The following is a 17,029-nucleotide window of genomic DNA, read 5'->3' on the forward strand; positions in this document are numbered from 1 at the left end:
TAATGAGTCTTAAGAACTTAATTGAAAAAATGGAACCGCATTTCGAATCAGGGGGCCGTTATGAAAAATGGTACGCTCTGTATGAAGCAGCGGCGACATTTTTCTATACTCCTGGTTATGTGACCAAAGGAATTACTCACGTTCGCGATAGTATTGACCTTAAACGCATGATGATTTTTGTTTGGTTAGCAACGTTCCCAGCTATGTTTTACGGTATGTATAACACAGGTGTACAAGCTAATGATGCAATCGTTGCGGGTTATTCTGCATTAGAAGATTGGCGTGTTGCGTTATTAGACATGTTAGGTGTAACGCTAGGCTCAGGTGCAGGTATCTTTGATAACTTGTTATTTGGTGCAGCTTACTTCTTGCCTATCTATGCAGTGACTTTTGTTGTTGGTGGTTTCTGGGAAGTATTGTTTGCGAGTGTACGTAAACATGAAGTAAATGAAGGTTTCTTTGTTTCTTCTGTACTGTTCGCATTAATCGTACCGGCTACTATTCCTCTATGGCAAGTTGCTTTAGGTATTACGTTTGGTGTTGTTGTTGCTAAAGAAATCTTTGGTGGTACTGGTCGTAACTTCTTAAACCCTGCATTAGCTGGTCGTGCTTTCTTATTCTTTGCTTACCCTACTGATATTTCTGGTGATGCTGTGTGGACTGCCGTTGATGGTTTTTCTGGCGCAACATCGTTAAGTGTTATGTCTCAAGGTGGTCTAGACGCTGTACAAGCTAACTTATCTTGGTTCGATGCTTTCATTGGTAACATGCAAGGTAGTGTGGGTGAAGTTTCTACGCTAGCTATTTTGATTGGTGGTGCCTTTATTGTTATTACGGGAATCGCGTCATGGCGAATTATTGCCGGTGTAATGATTGGTATGGTTGCAACATCGTTACTATTTAATGTGATTGGTAGTGATACGAACCACATGTTCCAACTACCTTGGTATTGGCATTTAGTAATGGGTGGTTTTGCCTTTGGTATGATCTTCATGGCAACTGACCCCGTATCAGCTTCATTTACCAATAAAGGTAAATGGTATTACGGTGGTTTGATTGGTTTGATGGTGGTATTGATTCGTGTTGTGAATCCTGCTTTCCCTGAAGGTATGATGTTAGCTATTTTATTCGCTAACTTATTTGCACCGTTATTCGATTACTTTGTGGTACAAGGCAATATTAAACGGAGGTTAGCGCGTAATGTCTAATCAACAGGAAACATTCGGCAAAACAATGATTGTTGTACTGGCGGTTTGTCTAGTCTGTTCAATCATCGTTGCAGGAGCAGCCGTTGGCTTGCGTCCAATGCAAATTGCTAATAAAGAAATTGATAAGCAAAGTAACATTCTTGCGGTTGCTGGTTTAACGACTGATAAAACAACGGCAGAGGTTTTTGCATCTAACATTCAAACTAAATTAGTTGATTTAGACACGGGTGAATTTGTAACCAACCTTAGTGAAAGTGAAGTTGCTAAATACGACCAACGTAAAGCGTCTAAAGATCCAGAAACAAGTGTTAAATTAACACCTGAGCAAAATGTCGCTAAAATTGGACGTCGTGCTAATTTGGCAACGATTTACTTAGTCTCTGATGATAACGGTGAATTACAACGTATCATTTTGCCGATTCATGGTGCAGGTTTATGGTCAACAATGTATGCATTTGTTGCTGTACAACCAGATGGTAATACGATTGATGCAATTACTTACTATGAGCAGGGTGAAACACCTGGACTAGGTGGTGAAGTTGAAAATCCTCGCTGGCGTGGACTGTTTGTTGGTAAAGAGTTATTTGATGCTGACGGCAACCCTGCTATTAAAATTGTTAAAGGACAAGCTACTGCTGGTTCTAAACATGAAATTGATGGTCTATCTGGCGCTACACTAACAAGTGTTGGCGTAGAACATACCTTCACTTTCTGGTTAGGTGAGCAAGGGTTTGGTCCATTTCTTAGCAAAGTTCGTGAAGGAGCGCTAAACAATGGCTAAATCAAGTGAATTAAAAGAAGTATTAACTTCTCCGGTAGTTAGCAATAACCCAATTGCGCTGCAAATTTTAGGTGTCTGTTCTGCATTAGCAGTAACAGCGACACTACAAAATGCAGTGGTAATGACGTTAGCGGTATTGTTTGTTACTGCGTTCTCTAACTTATTTATTTCGTCAATACGTAACTATATTCCTAACAGCGTACGTATCATCGTACAGATGGCTATTATTGCATCGTTAGTAATCGTAGTAGACCAAGCACTAAAAGCATTTGCTTTTGGCATCTCTAAACAGTTATCTGTTTATGTTGGTCTGATCATTACAAACTGTATCGTAATGGGACGTGCTGAAGCATTTGCAATGAAAAACAAACCTTTTCCAAGCTTTATGGATGGCATAGGTAATGGTTTAGGTTACGGCCTGATACTTGTTTTAGTGGGTGCTGTTCGTGAATTGTTTGGTTCAGGTGCTCTATTTGGCATTGAAATCTTACCGTTGATCTCAAATGGCGGTTGGTATCAAAGTAATGGCTTATTATTACTTCCTCCTAGTGCCTTCTTTATTATTGGTGGCGTTATCTGGGCAATTCGAACAATTAGACCAGAACAAGTCGAGCCTAAGGAGTAATTTGAATGGAACATTATCTTAGTTTATTTGTGCGTTCTATTTTCATTGAAAATATGGCACTGGCTTTCTTCTTAGGCATGTGTACTTTCCTTGCTGTTTCTAAGAAAGTTAAAACATCAATGGGTCTAGGTGTAGCGGTAATCGTGGTATTAGGTATTTCAGTACCTGCTAACCAAATTATCTACTTTAACCTATTAGCACCTGGTGCGCTTGATTGGGCAGGTTTTCCTGACGCTGATTTAAGCTTCTTAGGCTTTATCACCTTTATCGGTGTTATTGCTGCGTTGGTACAAATTTTGGAAATGATATTAGATAAATATTTCCCTGCCTTGTATCAAGCACTTGGTATATTCCTACCACTTATTACTGTTAACTGTGCCATCTTTGGTGGTGTATCGTTTATGGTTCAACGTGAGTATAACTTACTTGAGTCAGCGGTTTATGGTGTAGGTAGTGGTATTGGTTGGACGCTAGCGATTGTTGCATTAGCAGGTATCCGCGAAAAAATGAAATACTCTGACGTGCCAGATGGTTTACGTGGTTTAGGTATTACATTTATCACAGCGGGTCTAATGGCATTAGGTTTTATGTCATTTTCTGGTATCCAACTGTAATCGTTGCTGTTTTAGCGTAGATGAATTCGGGGGAATTTATTCCCTCTCAAAACAAGGAAAAAGTCGATGGAAATCTTTCTCGGCGTTGCCATGTTTACAATTATCGTTTTAGCGTTAGTCGTTATTATTTTATCGGCAAAAGCAAAACTTGTAAGCACGGGTGATATTACAATTTCTATTAATGACGATGCAGACAAAAGCATCAATACCCAAGCAGGTGGTAAGTTATTAGGTGCATTAGCGAATGCTGGTGTATTTGTTTCTTCTGCATGTGGCGGTGGTGGTACTTGTGGCCAGTGTCGTGTGAAAATCAAATCAGGTGGTGGTGATATTCTACCTACTGAGCTTGACCACATTACTAAACGTGAAGCAAAAGAAGGCGAACGTTTATCATGTCAGGTTAATGTTAAAGAAGACATGGTGATTGAATTACCAGAAGAAATCTTTGGCGTTAAAAAATGGGAATGTGAAGTTATCTCTAATGGTAACGAAGCTACTTTTATTAAAGAGCTTAAATTACAAATCCCAGATGGTGAATCTGTACCGTTTAAAGCCGGTGGTTACATTCAAATTGAAGCACCTGCTCACCATATCAAATATAAAGATTTTGATATTGAAGCACAGTATCGTGGCGATTGGGAACACTTTAAATTCTTTGATTTAGAATCTAAAGTTGACGAAGAAACTATTCGTGCATACTCAATGGCTAACTATCCTGGTGAAGAAGGTATCATTATGTTGAACGTGCGTATTGCTACGCCGCCTCCACGTGACCTATCATTGCCTTGTGGTAAAATGTCATCATTTATCTTTAGCTTAAAAGCTGGTGATAAAGTAACTATTTCTGGTCCATTTGGTGAGTTTTTTGCTAAAGAAACTGAAAATGAAATGGTATTTGTTGGTGGTGGTGCTGGTATGGCGCCAATGCGTTCACATATCTTTGATCAATTCCGTCGTTTGAAAACAACGCGTAAAGCGAGTTTCTGGTACGGTGCACGATCTAAGCGTGAAATGTTCTACGTTGAAGATTTTGATGCGATTGCAGCTGAAAATGAAAACTTCGAATGGCATGTTGCATTAAGTGACCCACAAGCGGAAGACAATTGGGATGGTTACACTGGTTTTATTCATAATGTATTATTTGAAAATTACCTTAAAGATCATGACGCACCAGAAGATTGTGAGTTCTACATGTGTGGTCCTCCAGTGATGAATGCAGCGGTTATCGCTATGCTTAAAGAATTAGGCGTAGAAGACGAAAACATCTTACTTGATGACTTCGGTGGTTAATCCTGATGATTAAATCATCAATTAAATGGCTAGCCTTAATAGGGCTAGCCTTTTTTATTTCATCGTGCGCTAAACCTGAATCGAAGCTACTTCAAATTCAGGGACAAACCATGGGGACTTATTATCAAGTTACTTATGTGTTGTCTAGTGAACAGTCTAAAAACAAAGATCTATCAGTCGAATCATTACAAGTTCTAATTGATCAAGAATTAGAGTTAGTTAATGACCAAATGTCTACTTACCGTCCAAATTCTGAATTATCTTTATTTAATAAAAGTAAAGACTCTTTAGCTGTCTCCGATGCCACTATTAAAGTGGTTACAAAAGCGCTTGAAGTCTATCAGCAAAGCGATGGTGCCTTCGATATAACGGTCGGACCATTGGTTAATCTATGGGGGTTTGGTCCAGATAAAAAACCAAATAAAATACCTGATGCTGCATTAATTGAAAGTACTAAGCAACGTATTGGCAGTCAATATTTGTCGGTCGAAGGTAATCGTTTAATCAAAACTAAACCTGAGTTATATGTCGATTTATCTTCTATTGCGAAAGGTTATGGTGTTGATGTTATTGCTGGTTTTTTAAATGATAAAGGCATTACTAACTACTTAGTGGATATTGGTGGAGAATTAAGTGCCAATGGTACTAAGCTAGATAAAGCCCCTTGGACATTGGCGATAGAGCGTCCTGAGTTTGGTCAAAATGTACAACGCTTATTACATATTGGTAATAATGCAATTGCTACATCAGGTGATTATCGTAATTACTTTGAATCTGAAGGTATTCGTTACTCACATACGATTGACCCACAAACAGGTCGTCCAATCAATCACAAACTAGTGTCTGTGACGGTTATTGATAAAAGCAGCATGGTCGCAGATGCATTAGCGACTGCAATTACTGTATTAGGACCTGAAAATGGGTTAGAATTTGCAACTAAGCTTAATCAACCGGTCTTTTTGTTGACCAAAAAAGATGATGGATTTATTGAGTCTTTCACTCCTGAGTTTGAAGAATTTTTTGCAGAGGAAAAGTGATGATTTATTTTATAGCTACGTTTGTTGTTTTTTTATTAGTTATTGTTGCAATGGCCATTGGTTACATCGTTAACCAAAAAACTATTGGCGGAAGCTGTGGCGGACTTGCTTCAGTCGGGATAGACAAAGAATGTGATTGTCCAGATCCTTGTGATACTCGTAAGAAAAAAGAAGCTGAAGAAGCGCGCTCTCAGAAGCTACAAGCTGAAACGCGAATTATATAACTCTCAGTCAGCTAGTAACCAAAGGTAGGCTTAAAGCCTACCTTTTTGCTTTCTGCAGCCACTTATCTAAAGAGTTAGCAAAATTTTGTTTATCTTTATCTGAAAACTTGTTCGGCCCTCCGCTTATTTGCCCTACACTTCGTAATTCTTCTGCTAAATTTCGCATTGCTAAACGTTGCCTTACATTGTCCGCTGTATATAGTTCTCCACGAGGATTAAGTGCAATGACACCTTTCTCAACAAGTTCAGCAGCAAGTGGAATATCTTGAGTAATAACAAGATCAGTTAATTCAACATGTTGGCTAATGTAATTGTCAGCAACATCAAACCCTTGAGAGACCTGAACTGTTTTAACAAGTGTTGTTCTTTTGACCGGAAGAGGGGAGTTAGCCACAAAAATAAGTTCGGTTTTTGTTCTCATACTTGCTCTTAATACCATCTCTCTTACTGCTACAGGACAAGCATCTGCATCTATCCAAATCTTCATATTAACCTCATCATTTTAAAGTCTAAATATAGCAAAAAACAACTTATTTATTAATCATTAAATTAAATTTATATTTTAACTGCATGATAAGTAATAGGTTATTTTTAACTTACTAATATATTTAATATTTTTTTTATATTTAAGTTAAATAGCTGTTGACACCTTTTTAAACCTATATATAATATTTTTTAGCTTGAAAGTTCGTTTTATATTTATGTACTTTGTTCCGTATTAATGTACCGAATCCTATACATCATAAGTAATAGCAACACTTCTAGCCAACTGCCTTAATTTTTAAGGTTAATTACTCAATTTATTAGGATATAAACATGTCTACTACTACTGGTACAGTTAAATGGTTCAACGAATCTAAAGGTTTTGGTTTCATCGAGCAAGAAAACGGTCCTGATGTTTTCGCACATTTCTCTGCTATCGCAAGCACTGGTTTTAAAACTCTTGCTGAAGGCCAAAAAGTACAGTTTACTGTTACTCAAGGTCAAAAAGGTCCTCAAGCAGAAAACATCGTAGCTCTTTAATATTGCTTCGATGAGCATTTATTGCTCATTCTGATTGAAAAAAAGGTAGGTTACTGACTTGCCTTTTTTTATACCTGAAAGAAAATTTAAATATACAATATATTTACTGCAAGTCAGCTTCGCTGTTAAACCTACGCAATAATACAAAACCTTTATTCATTCTTCATGGCCTCTTCTGTCTGTATTTACGTTATTACGTGTTTTTATTAAAACTCTTTTATTTTTTATTTATTGATACAGCTTTCTTTATACATAAAAAGAAGCGACTCTGTTTTAAATTATTTTTAGTTCTCTTATTAATACCAATCACAATAAGTAGCTTATCTATTCTACTTGTTAAAACAGACCACTTCCTTGTTGTAAATTTCGTAAAGGGAATAGCCATTAAATAATTAACATTTTTTGGCTAATTCTTTGAAAGGCTCAATTTATGCCTTGAATTGAACTGTTTTTCCAGTGCAAAATTTAGATAACATATTTAGTGTAATCGGTATAAGACATTTTAAAGGGCTTTTATGCTTTGCACGAGATTAAAGCAATTTATACTGATGACGTCGTAAATTACATGTTGCACCTTGATATAGATGGAATCCAAGCTAACGACTAAAGAAAGCACCTTGAACGGTAAGGATACTAAATATATACAAAGCTCGCACAGGTATTAAACGTGAATCAGAAAAGCTTAAATGCGCGCTACTGTACGTTTTTCAAAGGGGAGTATCACTGTAAATATACTGCCATGACCAATTTCACTAGATACTTTAATTTCACCTTTGTGCTGATGAATAATCGAATAGCTAATAGATAAGCCTAATCCTGTTCCTTTACCTAATGGTTTAGTGGTGTAAAAAGGCGTAAAAATGTCATTAACTTTGTTTGGGTCTATCCCTGTACCTGAGTCTGAAACCTGAATATATAAATTATGATCTTGTACGTGAGCTTTAAAGAAGACGACTTTATTCTCAGAGGTTTCTACTGAATCTCTCGCATTAATTAAGAGGTTAATGAGTACTTGTTCTATTTGTGTTTTATTACAAAATAGAGATGGGAGAGAAGGTGGAATTACTTGTCTTAATTCAACTTGATCTTGTTTATATTGGTTCATTACGATTGAAATAACATTTTTGAAAATGTCATTTGGTTCTTCTTGTTGGTAATTATCAAGCTCACTATCTCGTCCAAAACTTCCTACTTGTTTAACAATTCTTTCAATACGTTCACTTTGAGTCATGATGGCTTTAAAGCTATTTTCTACTAAATGGTAGTTTCCGTTATTAATATTATCCATGCACATGTCGGTATGGATACAAATAACTTGTAACGGTTGGTTTATTTCATGTGCAATACCGGCTGCAATCTCTCCCAGTGAAGCTAACTTATTAGATTGAATGAGTTTAGCTTGGCTACTTTTACATTCATCATCGACACGTTTTAGTTGGTCATTATTGTCGATATCTTTTTTATACAAAATGATATTTAAAGTTAATAGTTTGACTGATATAGCCGCAAGAAAAGAAATTAAAATAGTTAAAATAATAAATAAATTCTTTTCATGAGGTGAAGTCTCAGACCAAATCATTAACTCCCAATCTTGACCGTAGATAGCTAAGGTAAATTGCTCTGTGATTTTATTAATATGTATTTTTTCAGGTAAAAAGTTAAACAGAGGAATACCATTTTCAGATAATGAAAAATGGCTGGTTATTTGATAAGTATCGAGCTTGTTACGTAATAGTTTGCCTATATTTAAAGGCACTTCTACATAAGCCACTAATATGTTGTCTATTATAATTGGGAATTGTAAATTTAATTCCATTTCCAATTCATTATCTGGCGAATAAGAGGCTCGGCTAGCATAAACAAAGCTAGAAATAACTTCATCTCTATCCATTGGTAAATGATGACGAGCACGTAGCTGCCTTTTTCTTTCGATATTACTGTGCGATTTTATTAAAGTATTATCTGGCAAATCAAACTGTATTTCTTCTATCAAAGGAAATAACTTTATGGTTTTTATAAATTGATTTATGCGCATTAATGCATCGGTATCACTTTGCCAATTTTTATTAATATCATCAATAGACTGCCAACGATTAACTAATAACTGGATTTGTTCTGCGTTACTTTCGATACTATGCCTAATATTAAAACTGATCGTTTTACCTTCAGTTTTAATCTGCTCTTGCTGTAGTATTTTTTCTTCTTGAGTTAATTGAACTGAAATTAAATATGAAACAGTTAATCCAATTGCAAAAACCAAAACACTATAAATATTTGATTTCAATTTATTTCCTTAATACACCTAATGCTAAATCCATCCAGATTAGGCATAATACGTTAAATTTACGACATTTTAGATCAAAGCGATCATTATTGAGAATAAAAGCAGGGAATTTAAATGACAGCGTTAGGTTTTACGACAAAAATAGTGCATTCAGATCATAAACTTGGTCTAGAAGCTGGTGCTGTCCATGCACCAATCCATAATTCAGTGCCATTTGGCTTCGAAGATGTACAAGGTCTGATTGATGTATTTCAAGGTCAGACAGGGCATGCTTATGCACGTTCTTCTACGCCGACTTTAGATGCGTTATGTAAAAAAATTCAAAAAATGGATAACGGTGTTGCAACGGCTGTTTTCTCCTGTGGTATGTCCGCTATCGTGGCCACTTTTTTAACGCTTTTAAAATCTGGTGATCACCTTATTTGTAGTCGATTCTTATTCGGTAATACGACATCACTTTTAGGAACCTTACAAGGCTATGGTATTGACGTAACACTTGTTGATGCGACTGATATTAATGATGTTACCGCTGCACTTAATAGCAATACTAAAATGGTCTTTGTAGAAACTATCGCGAATCCAGTAACACAAGTGAGTGCGTTAGCTGAAATCGGAGATTTCTGTGAAGCAGAGGGCCTTGTGTATGTTATTGATAACACAATTACTTCAAGCTACTTATTTGATGCTAATACTGTTAAAGCAAGTTTAATTGTGACTTCATTATCTAAATATGTTGCTGGTCATGGTAACGCAATGGGAGGCTCTGTTACTGATACAGGTTTATTTGATTGGGAGAACTACTCAAATATCTTCCCTGCTTATCGTAAAGGCGATAGTAATTTATGGGGCATTAGCCAAATTAAGAAAAAAGGCTTACGTGATATGGGGGCGTGTTTAAGCTCTCAAGGTGCACACCTTATCTCTGTTGGTAGTGAAACAATGGAATTACGTATGGAACGCCAGGCCGTTAATACAATGGCATTAGCTGAATTGCTACAAGGGCACCCTAAAATAGCGAAAGTTTATTATCCTGGTTTAGCTGCACACCCTCAACATGAGCGAGCTAAGCAGCTTTTCAGTGGTTTTGGTGCATTGCTAAGCTTTGATTTAATCGAAGGTATCGATTGCTGTGAGTTTTTGAATAAGTTAAACCTAGTGATCAGTGCAACGCATTTAGGTGATAACCGTACTTTAGCATTGCCTGTTGCTCCCACGATTTATTTTGAAATGGGGTTACAGTTGCGTCAAGAAATGGGGATTAGCGAAAATATGATCCGTTGTTCAATTGGCATCGAAAATACTGCTGATTTGATTGCAGATTTCGAACAAGCCTTAGCTTAATGTTGAGGAGTAGAAAAAGAGGCTAGAAGTCTCTTTTTCTTTATCATCATGCATAAATACCTAACTATCTTTATTCTTTTTTGTTTGTGTACTTCTACGTACGCAGAGGTTCTTGATGATGTTAAAAATAACATCGAACTAAAAGCGAAGGGCAATGCATTAGCGAATTATGATGTTTGCAAGTCGCTAGCAACCCAATCAGGTGATAAAGTAATGGCGTATTATTATGATGAAATGCATCGACTAACGATCACTGAGACAACGTTAGGTAGCCAAGCTGATAAGCAGCTACAAGTTGAAATCATTGAAAGTGAATACGATAAAGCATTATCGATCCTTAAGAAAGTAAACAGTGCTGGTTTCTACCAGCTCTGTTTAAATCGATTCGATTCAGTTTCTCGCCAGTACTATACTACTAGATTAGCGACTAAATTAGAGAAAGCTCAGTTAGAAAAAACCAAGCTAGAAAAGTCTGAGTTAGAATAATCCCTTTTTAAAACTGAGTCTAAATCCAACTTATTAATCTTCTACCTTACCCCAAACAACTGCAGGATCAGCCATTTCAGATGTTTCTTCAGTTTTTACTGGCGCTTTCTTAGCTGCTTTTTTCTCTTTAATAACTGGTTTAGCTTCTGCTACTGCTTCTGTTGTTTCTTCAGCTCCTTTTTTAGCTTCTGCTTTTTTAACACGTATTAAATTACCTGCTAATTTGTAACCATTTAGTTGTTTAATGGCTGCTTTTGCTTCGCCTACTTTTGGCATTTCAACAAATGCAAAACCTTTTGATGTACCTGTATCTTTATCTAAAACAAGGTTACAAGATTGAACGTTGCCGTGCTCTTTAAATAAAGTCAGTAACTTTTCTTCTGTGGTTGCTTTTGCAAGGTTGCGTACTAATAATTTCATTGGAACTCACTTAATTAAATAATTTTGGTTATTTTAACAGGAAGTGAAATCGATTGCTGTTTAAAGCGTAACGAATTAATAAATACCTAAGTTCAAATATATAAAATGAAGAACAAATTCATGAACAAAAAGAATCGTTTCTTTTATTATTCATGAAAATATGGAATATATTGATTTCCTTTCTTTTGCTCATGACAAAATGATAGCAATGCTATATTCACGCCATTCATTATTATTAAGGAAAAAGAATGGAAATCTCATTTGAGATCATGGCGTTATTGGTTGTTGTTGCAACATTAGCTGGGTTTATTGATGCTATGGCTGGCGGGGGAGGTTTGTTAACAGTACCCGCATTATTAGCGGCAGGGATTCCACCGGCACAAGCTTTAGCCACTAATAAATTACAAAGCTCGTTTGGTAGTTTTTCAGCTAGTTGGTATTTTATCCGAACAGGAACCGTACAATTAAAAACAATGTGGCTATCGATTGCTTGTACTTTTGTTGGTGCTGCAATCGGGGCTGAAGTCGTACAGCATGTCAATCCAGATATTTTAATGAGTATTATTCCGGTTATTTTGATTGCGATTTCAAGTTATTTTCTTTTTTCTTCATCAATTACACCGCATCCGGATGATAAACCTAAGCTGTCAGAAGCTGCATTTGCTTTTATCATCGGTGGAAGTGTTGGTTTTTACGATGGTTTTTTAGGCCCAGGCACAGGATCTATTTTCACTGTGTGTTTCGTTGCATTAGGCCGTTATGGTTTAGTGGCAGCAACCGCTCGAACGAAAGTATTAAATTTTACTTCTAATATTGCGGCACTGACTTTCTTTATTTTCGCTGGGTTGCCTATTTGGGAACTAGGCTTAACGATGGCTGTAGGTGGATTTATTGGCGCACGTATGGGTGCAAAAGTCGTATTAGGTAATGGTCAAAAAATTATTCGCCCGTTAGTGATTGTTATGTCGATGACAATGGCGACTAAACTTCTTTGGGAACAGCACTCTCAATGGCTGCAAGCAATCTTTTAACACGTTCATGATGAAAAGTATTAGGGCGTAAACATAAATGAACAGAACGAAATAAAGGTTTTAACTGTTCAAAACTAAAGCAATATTGCTCTTCTATTTTTAATGCTTTAACAATTGAAAGTGGCACTAATGCAGCAGCGACTCCACCTAGTGCTAATTGAGCTGATGCAGTGTAAGAGTCAAGTTCCATTAAAGGTTCAATACCCAGTTGAGATAAAATATCTAATTGATATCGGTTAGCTGGGTTTGATAAATCATTGGTTAAGACTTGCGTTGGCAATATCTGTAATGGTGATTGGCTGACTAATACAAAAGGTTCTTTCCAGAGAAAAATTGCCTTGAGCCCATGGTGGGACGGTAAATGACCAGCACAAAAGCCAATAGTGGCTTTACCTGATTGTACTTTTTCTATAATTCTTGGCGTATGATCTGTACTAATTCTAATCGCGCTATCATGTTTAAAGTAGTCTCCCATCATAGTTGCAAGGTATCCTGCGACTAAGGTTTCTGAACAATTAAGTGTGATAATAGTCTTATCTAATAAAGCATGTTGTTCATAAATTTGCCCCTGTAATTCTTGAAAAGTAGGGCCAATGTTGGCGATGAGTTCATTTGCCGCTGGCGTCAAACGAACATGGCGTCCTTCAGGCATTATGAGTTTTTTACCTAGTTTCTTTTCTAATAATGCAATACGTTTACTGACTGCTGACTGACTAATATAAAGTTGGCTACCGACTTTGCTCATGGTTTTTTCATGGCTAAGTGCCAGTAAAGTTTCAATGCCTTCAAGTAACATAGTATGTTGTTAGCCTCGTATTTAAGTGCGTTTTTAGAAAGTCTAATTTTGCGATATGTTTTACAGTCACTTTTACAGCTAACTTTACAATCTGATTTTTTGAACCGATTTTATAATGTAACCATTTTATAATGTAACTTTTACAATATAACATTGATGATAAATAGGAATAGATAAAATTTTAATGTTGTGGGGTAGATAGTTTTAAAGGAGCGATAGTGTTAAAGGATAGAGGGGGTTAGTAAGTAAACTCATACAATCAATCCCTTTTAAGTAAATCTAATTTAAGCGATATAAAAGGGAAGTAATGATGAATAACAGCGAGTAATGTTTTACATCGATAAGTTGACAGCTTAGATTGTATATTTCTCTTGTTTATATTGTTAAGGATCTATTATGGTTTCAGGTTATAGCATTAGTTCCAATCCAAAAAAGATGGATTTATCTGTAATACATGGTTACCTTTCTAATTCATATTGGGCTAAAGGTATACCATGGGATGTAATGGAAAAAGCAGTAAAAAATTCATTATTTTTTGGTGTGTTTACAAGTACGGGGGAGCAAGTTGCTTTTGTTCGTATGATCACTGATTATGCTACTTTTGCCTATTTAGCAGATGTGTTTGTTTTGGAAAAGCATAGGGGCAAAGGGATAAGTAAATGGTTGGTGAAAACGATTATAGAGTATCCTGATTTGCAAGGACTAAGAAGAATGTTGCTTGCGACTAGTGATGCGCATGGTCTTTATCAACAATTCGGCTTTACACCTTTAAACTCTCCAGATCTTTTCATGGAACTACATCAACCCAATGTTTATTTAAAAGTTAAGTAGAGAAATAGCATTATGGCATATGATAGAGGGTTGGAAGAGAGGCTGTATGAACACTTCATTGAACGACATGATCTTACTGTAAAGAAAATGTTCGGTGGTTTGTGCTTTTTACTTTCAGGTAATATGTGTTGTGTCATTATTGGAGATAAATTGTTAGCGCGTGTGGGTGCTGTAAATTATACTTCCTGTCTAGCTAAACCTTATGTTACTGAAATGAGCTTTACCGGTAAACCGATTAAAACCATGGTGTATGTCATGCCTAATGGATTTGATAGCGATCAAGACCTGGCTAATTGGTTAAACATTTGTATTAATTTCACTGATACTTTAGCGCCTAAAAAACCAAAACCTAAAAAGCTCAAACCTATAAAGCTCAAACCTTTAAAAAACTGTTTGGAAAATAAAAAGCGAATGGGGTAATTTGAATGTTAAATACACGACTATTTTAAATACACGACTACTTTAAATACACGGCCACTTTAAATAAACAGTTACTTTAAATAGAAAATTTAGATAAAGAGTTATCTTAAATCAACAATGCAGAGGGATTATGGAAGCTTTTGGTGTTATTAATTACGTTACCTATTTTATAGGGGCTTTATTCGTTATCTTATTGCCAGGTCCTAATTCATTATATGTATTAGCTCTCTCTGCGCAGGAAGGTCGCCGTGTTGGTTGGGCTGCTGTTGCTGCCGTATTAATTGGCGATTCATTATTGATTTTAGCAACGGCCTTAGGCGCGGTTACTATTCTTACGACTTATCCCGCCATTTTTATGTTTATAAAATACGCTGGAGCTGGCTATCTTATTTACATTGGTTATAACTTAATTACTGGTGCAATTAAGTCATGGCGCGAGTTAGATGATAAAAACTTACAAGCAGCTGTAGCAATAAAAACAACAACGGGCGTACAAGCTTTTCGAAAAGCATTGTTAGTGAGTTTATTAAATCCAAAAGCGATTTTATTTTTCCTTTCTTTTTTTGCTCAGTTTGTTGACCCAAGCTACCCTCAACCTGCTATCCCATTTTTTATTTTGGCCCTAACCATACAAGCATTTAGTTTAATTTATTTAGCTGTATTAATTTATGCAGGTTCAACCTTGGCTGAAAGCTTTAAAAAGCGTAAAAAAGTGAGTGCAATCTCAGGGGGAAGCGTTGGTATTGGATTTGTTGGCTTTGCCGTTAAACTTGCTTTAGCGAGCGCGGCTTAGTAACAGCTTAGCGTTTAAATTAATACTTCATTTAAACTTTATTGAAGCAGAAGTTTATAATAGGAAATGAATTAATTAACTCAATTTGCTATAGTTCTGCCAAATTTATAAATCATTCATTTCGTAGAAAAACTATTGTGTGCATATTTGTGTACATATAAAGAGAAAACTAAATATGGCAGACGCTAAATTCCTAGAAGCAGTCAACTCTAGACGTACATTCGCAATCATATCTCACCCTGATGCGGGTAAAACAACGATTACTGAAAAAGTACTTTTATTCGGAAACGCATTACAAAAAGCCGGTACTGTAAAAGGTAAAAAATCGGGTCAACATGCAAAATCTGACTGGATGGAAATGGAAAAAGATCGTGGTATTTCTATCACGACTTCCGTTATGCAATTTCCTTATAAACATGGTTTGGTCAATCTGTTAGATACACCAGGACATGAAGACTTCTCGGAAGATACTTATCGTACGTTAACAGCTGTTGACTCATGCTTAATGGTTATTGACGCTGCAAAAGGTGTAGAGCAACGTACTATTAAATTAATGGAAGTAACACGTTTACGTGATACTCCTATTATTACCTTCATGAATAAATGTGACCGTGATACACGTGATCCAGTTGATTTAATGGATGAAGTGGAAGACGTACTGAACATTGCTTGTGCTCCAATTACTTGGCCAATCGGCATGGGTAAAGAGTTTAAAGGTGTTTATCATCTCTTGCGTGATGAAGTGATTCTATACGAATCAGGTCAAGGACATACGATTCAAGACGTGCGCATCATTAAAGGGTTAGATAACCCTGAAGTCGATAAAGCACTGCCCAATCACGCTGATGATTTACGTGAAGAAATGGAGTTGGTGTTAGGCGCTTCTAATGAATTTGACCAAGAGTTATTTTTAGCGGGTGAATTAACGCCGGTTTATTTTGGTACCGCGTTAGGCAACTTTGGTGTTGACCATGTATTAGATGGTTTAGTTGAATGGGCACCAAAACCGCTTCCAAGAGCAACAGTACAACGTGTTGTTGAACCAACGGAAGAAACATTCTCTGGTTTCATTTTTAAAATTCAAGCTAATATGGATCCAAAACATCGTGACCGTATTGCCTTTATGCGAGTGTGCTCAGGTAAGTATGAAAAAGGCATGAAAATGCATCATGTTCGTACTGGTAAACTGGTTAGTATTTCTGATGCTGTTACCTTTATGGCGGGTGACCGTACTGCTTCTGAAGAATCATTTTCTGGTGATATTATTGGCTTACATAACCACGGTACGATTCAGATCGGTGATACCTTTACTACAGGTGAAGAGCTTAAGTTTACAGGGATTCCAAACTTTGCACCTGAAATGTTCCGTCGTATTCGTTTGAAAGATCCTCTAAAACAAAAACAATTGTTAAAAGGGTTAATGCAGCTATCTGAAGAGGGGGCTGTACAAGTGTTCCGCCCATTACGTAGCAATGATTTAATTGTTGGTGCCGTTGGCGTGCTTCAGTTTGAAGTGGTTGTACAGCGCTTGAAATCTGAATATAAAGTAGATGCTATTTACGAAGGTATCAGCGTAGCAACTGCTTTATGGGTAGATTGTGAAAATCCTATTAAAATGGCTGAATTCGAGAAAAAAGCCTTTGATAACCTAGCATTAGACGGTAGTAATAACTTGACGTATGTTGCGCCTACTATGGTTAACTTAAACTTAGCTATCGAGCGTTACCCTGATGTTCGTTTCCGTAAAACACGTGAACATTAATAGCGACTGTTTGTTAGGTCATACCCGTTTTGTCTAATTAAAAGGCATATTTAAACGGATATT

At 36.5% G+C, this 17,029-nt stretch carries 19 protein-coding genes; 15 read left to right on the forward strand and 4 right to left on the reverse strand.

The genetic code is table 11. The annotated features are described in order from the left end of the window. Positions 1-2: 2 nt before the first annotated feature. The 7 genes from SP041_RS08630 to nqrM all read left to right on the forward strand — a co-directional run bounded on the left by SP041_RS08630 (position 3) and on the right by nqrM (position 5,779). Entirely contained in the window at positions 3-1,208 is a 1,206-nt protein-coding gene (locus SP041_RS08630; RefSeq protein WP_025562752.1) for an NADH:ubiquinone reductase (Na(+)-transporting) subunit B, read from the forward strand. Further along, positions 1,201-1,989, forward strand: a complete 789-nt coding sequence (locus tag SP041_RS08635; RefSeq protein ID WP_025562753.1) for a Na(+)-translocating NADH-quinone reductase subunit C — start codon at positions 1,201-1,203, stop codon at positions 1,987-1,989. The genes SP041_RS08630 and SP041_RS08635 overlap by 8 nt, the downstream gene beginning before the upstream one ends. Beyond that, entirely contained in the window at positions 1,982-2,614 is a 633-nt protein-coding gene (locus SP041_RS08640) for an NADH:ubiquinone reductase (Na(+)-transporting) subunit D (protein WP_025562754.1), read from the forward strand. The genes SP041_RS08635 and SP041_RS08640 overlap by 8 nt, the downstream gene beginning before the upstream one ends. A 5-nt stretch (positions 2,615-2,619) precedes the next feature. After that, complete coding sequence (nqrE, locus tag SP041_RS08645; protein WP_025562755.1) at positions 2,620-3,228, forward strand: NADH:ubiquinone reductase (Na(+)-transporting) subunit E; 609 nt, start codon at positions 2,620-2,622, stop codon at positions 3,226-3,228. A 66-nt stretch (positions 3,229-3,294) separates the two neighbouring features. Beyond that, a complete protein-coding gene (gene nqrF / locus SP041_RS08650; RefSeq protein ID WP_025562756.1) occupies positions 3,295-4,518 on the forward strand; it encodes an NADH:ubiquinone reductase (Na(+)-transporting) subunit F in 1,224 nt (407 codons plus the stop codon). Between the two features lie 5 nt (positions 4,519-4,523). Continuing rightward, positions 4,524-5,555 (forward strand): FAD:protein FMN transferase, encoded by a 1,032-nt coding sequence (locus SP041_RS08655; protein ID WP_081695316.1) that lies wholly within the window; start codon positions 4,524-4,526, stop codon positions 5,553-5,555. Next, the gene (gene nqrM / locus SP041_RS08660; protein ID WP_025562758.1) at positions 5,555-5,779 is read left to right on the forward strand and encodes a (Na+)-NQR maturation NqrM; all 225 of its coding nucleotides are present in this window, start codon (positions 5,555-5,557) and stop codon (positions 5,777-5,779) included. Before SP041_RS08655 ends, nqrM begins: the two co-directional genes overlap by 1 nt. Positions 5,780-5,816: 37 nt before the next feature. Here the strand turns inward: nqrM and SP041_RS08665 are convergent, their stop codons facing one another. Then, positions 5,817-6,266, reverse strand: coding sequence for a YaiI/YqxD family protein (locus SP041_RS08665; protein ID WP_025562759.1), 450 nt, complete (start codon positions 6,264-6,266; stop codon positions 5,817-5,819). 329 nt (positions 6,267-6,595) lie between these two features. Between SP041_RS08665 and SP041_RS08670 the strand changes: the two genes are divergently transcribed. After that, complete coding sequence (locus tag SP041_RS08670) at positions 6,596-6,802, forward strand: cold-shock protein (protein ID WP_019613006.1); 207 nt, start codon at positions 6,596-6,598, stop codon at positions 6,800-6,802. 682 nt (positions 6,803-7,484) lie between these two features. On the opposite strand, the gene SP041_RS08675 is transcribed toward SP041_RS08670, so the two are convergent. Continuing rightward, a complete protein-coding gene (locus SP041_RS08675) occupies positions 7,485-9,086 on the reverse strand; it encodes an ATP-binding protein (protein ID WP_025562760.1) in 1,602 nt (533 codons plus the stop codon). 114 nt (positions 9,087-9,200) lie between these two features. Here SP041_RS08675 and SP041_RS08680 point away from each other — a divergent pair, with 114 nt between their 5' ends. Together SP041_RS08680 and SP041_RS08685 are read left to right on the forward strand one after the other, a co-directional pair. Continuing rightward, the gene (locus tag SP041_RS08680) at positions 9,201-10,427 is read left to right on the forward strand and encodes a cystathionine gamma-synthase family protein (protein ID WP_025562762.1); all 1,227 of its coding nucleotides are present in this window, start codon (positions 9,201-9,203) and stop codon (positions 10,425-10,427) included. Positions 10,428-10,475: 48 nt separating this feature from the next. After that, the gene (locus SP041_RS08685; protein ID WP_025562763.1) at positions 10,476-10,913 is read left to right on the forward strand and encodes a hypothetical protein; all 438 of its coding nucleotides are present in this window, start codon (positions 10,476-10,478) and stop codon (positions 10,911-10,913) included. Between the two features lie 33 nt (positions 10,914-10,946). Here the strand turns inward: SP041_RS08685 and SP041_RS21415 are convergent, their stop codons facing one another. Next, positions 10,947-11,333 carry an RNA-binding protein gene (locus tag SP041_RS21415; RefSeq protein WP_025562764.1) on the reverse strand — a complete coding sequence of 129 codons (387 nt, stop codon included), beginning with the start codon at positions 11,331-11,333 and terminating at the stop codon, positions 10,947-10,949. 248 nt (positions 11,334-11,581) lie between these two features. Here SP041_RS21415 and SP041_RS08695 point away from each other — a divergent pair, with 248 nt between their 5' ends. Further along, on the forward strand, positions 11,582-12,364 hold the full coding sequence (locus SP041_RS08695; protein WP_025562765.1) for a TSUP family transporter: 783 nt from the start codon (positions 11,582-11,584) through the stop codon (positions 12,362-12,364). Here the strand turns inward: SP041_RS08695 and SP041_RS08700 are convergent. Continuing rightward, the gene (locus tag SP041_RS08700; RefSeq protein ID WP_025562766.1) at positions 12,315-13,160 is read right to left on the reverse strand and encodes a LysR family transcriptional regulator; all 846 of its coding nucleotides are present in this window, start codon (positions 13,158-13,160) and stop codon (positions 12,315-12,317) included. The two genes, SP041_RS08695 and SP041_RS08700, sit on opposite strands and share 50 nt — an antisense overlap. Before the next feature lie 396 nt (positions 13,161-13,556). Between SP041_RS08700 and SP041_RS08705 the strand changes: the two genes are divergently transcribed. The 4 genes from SP041_RS08705 to prfC all read left to right on the forward strand — a co-directional run bounded on the left by SP041_RS08705 (position 13,557) and on the right by prfC (position 16,966). Beyond that, positions 13,557-13,991, forward strand: coding sequence for a GNAT family N-acetyltransferase (locus SP041_RS08705; protein ID WP_025562767.1), 435 nt, complete (start codon positions 13,557-13,559; stop codon positions 13,989-13,991). Positions 13,992-14,003: 12 nt separating this feature from the next. Further along, positions 14,004-14,411: a TfoX/Sxy family protein gene (locus SP041_RS08710; protein ID WP_025562768.1), complete on the forward strand. Its 408-nt coding sequence runs from the start codon at positions 14,004-14,006 to the stop codon at positions 14,409-14,411. A gap of 130 nt (positions 14,412-14,541) precedes the next feature. Beyond that, on the forward strand, positions 14,542-15,204 hold the full coding sequence (leuE, locus tag SP041_RS08715) for a leucine efflux protein LeuE (protein WP_025562769.1): 663 nt from the start codon (positions 14,542-14,544) through the stop codon (positions 15,202-15,204). Between the two features lie 175 nt (positions 15,205-15,379). Then, entirely contained in the window at positions 15,380-16,966 is a 1,587-nt protein-coding gene (prfC, locus tag SP041_RS08720; protein ID WP_025562770.1) for a peptide chain release factor 3, read from the forward strand. Positions 16,967-17,029: the final 63 nt, after the last annotated feature.

Origin of the sequence: Psychromonas sp. SP041, assembly GCF_000470315.2 — a bacterium.
Lineage (GTDB): Bacteria > Pseudomonadota > Gammaproteobacteria > Enterobacterales > Psychromonadaceae > Psychromonas.

Coding starts and splice junctions, on each gene's coding strand:
- SP041_RS08630 (WP_025562752.1), top strand. CDS start 3: ATGAGTCTTAAGAACTTAATTGAAAAAATGGAACCGCATTTCGAATCA.
- SP041_RS08635 (WP_025562753.1), top strand. CDS start 1,201: ATGTCTAATCAACAGGAAACATTCGGCAAAACAATGATTGTTGTACTG.
- SP041_RS08640 (WP_025562754.1), top strand. CDS start 1,982: ATGGCTAAATCAAGTGAATTAAAAGAAGTATTAACTTCTCCGGTAGTT.
- nqrE (WP_025562755.1), top strand. CDS start 2,620: ATGGAACATTATCTTAGTTTATTTGTGCGTTCTATTTTCATTGAAAAT.
- nqrF (WP_025562756.1), top strand. CDS start 3,295: ATGGAAATCTTTCTCGGCGTTGCCATGTTTACAATTATCGTTTTAGCG.
- SP041_RS08655 (WP_081695316.1), top strand. CDS start 4,524: ATGATTAAATCATCAATTAAATGGCTAGCCTTAATAGGGCTAGCCTTT.
- nqrM (WP_025562758.1), top strand. CDS start 5,555: ATGATTTATTTTATAGCTACGTTTGTTGTTTTTTTATTAGTTATTGTT.
- SP041_RS08665 (WP_025562759.1), bottom strand. CDS start 6,266: ATGAAGATTTGGATAGATGCAGATGCTTGTCCTGTAGCAGTAAGAGAG.
- SP041_RS08670 (WP_019613006.1), top strand. CDS start 6,596: ATGTCTACTACTACTGGTACAGTTAAATGGTTCAACGAATCTAAAGGT.
- SP041_RS08680 (WP_025562762.1), top strand. CDS start 9,201: ATGACAGCGTTAGGTTTTACGACAAAAATAGTGCATTCAGATCATAAA.
- SP041_RS08685 (WP_025562763.1), top strand. CDS start 10,476: ATGCATAAATACCTAACTATCTTTATTCTTTTTTGTTTGTGTACTTCT.
- SP041_RS21415 (WP_025562764.1), bottom strand. CDS start 11,333: ATGAAATTATTAGTACGCAACCTTGCAAAAGCAACCACAGAAGAAAAG.
- SP041_RS08695 (WP_025562765.1), top strand. CDS start 11,582: ATGGAAATCTCATTTGAGATCATGGCGTTATTGGTTGTTGTTGCAACA.
- SP041_RS08700 (WP_025562766.1), bottom strand. CDS start 13,160: ATGTTACTTGAAGGCATTGAAACTTTACTGGCACTTAGCCATGAAAAA.
- SP041_RS08705 (WP_025562767.1), top strand. CDS start 13,557: ATGGTTTCAGGTTATAGCATTAGTTCCAATCCAAAAAAGATGGATTTA.
- SP041_RS08710 (WP_025562768.1), top strand. CDS start 14,004: ATGGCATATGATAGAGGGTTGGAAGAGAGGCTGTATGAACACTTCATT.
- leuE (WP_025562769.1), top strand. CDS start 14,542: ATGGAAGCTTTTGGTGTTATTAATTACGTTACCTATTTTATAGGGGCT.
- prfC (WP_025562770.1), top strand. CDS start 15,380: ATGGCAGACGCTAAATTCCTAGAAGCAGTCAACTCTAGACGTACATTC.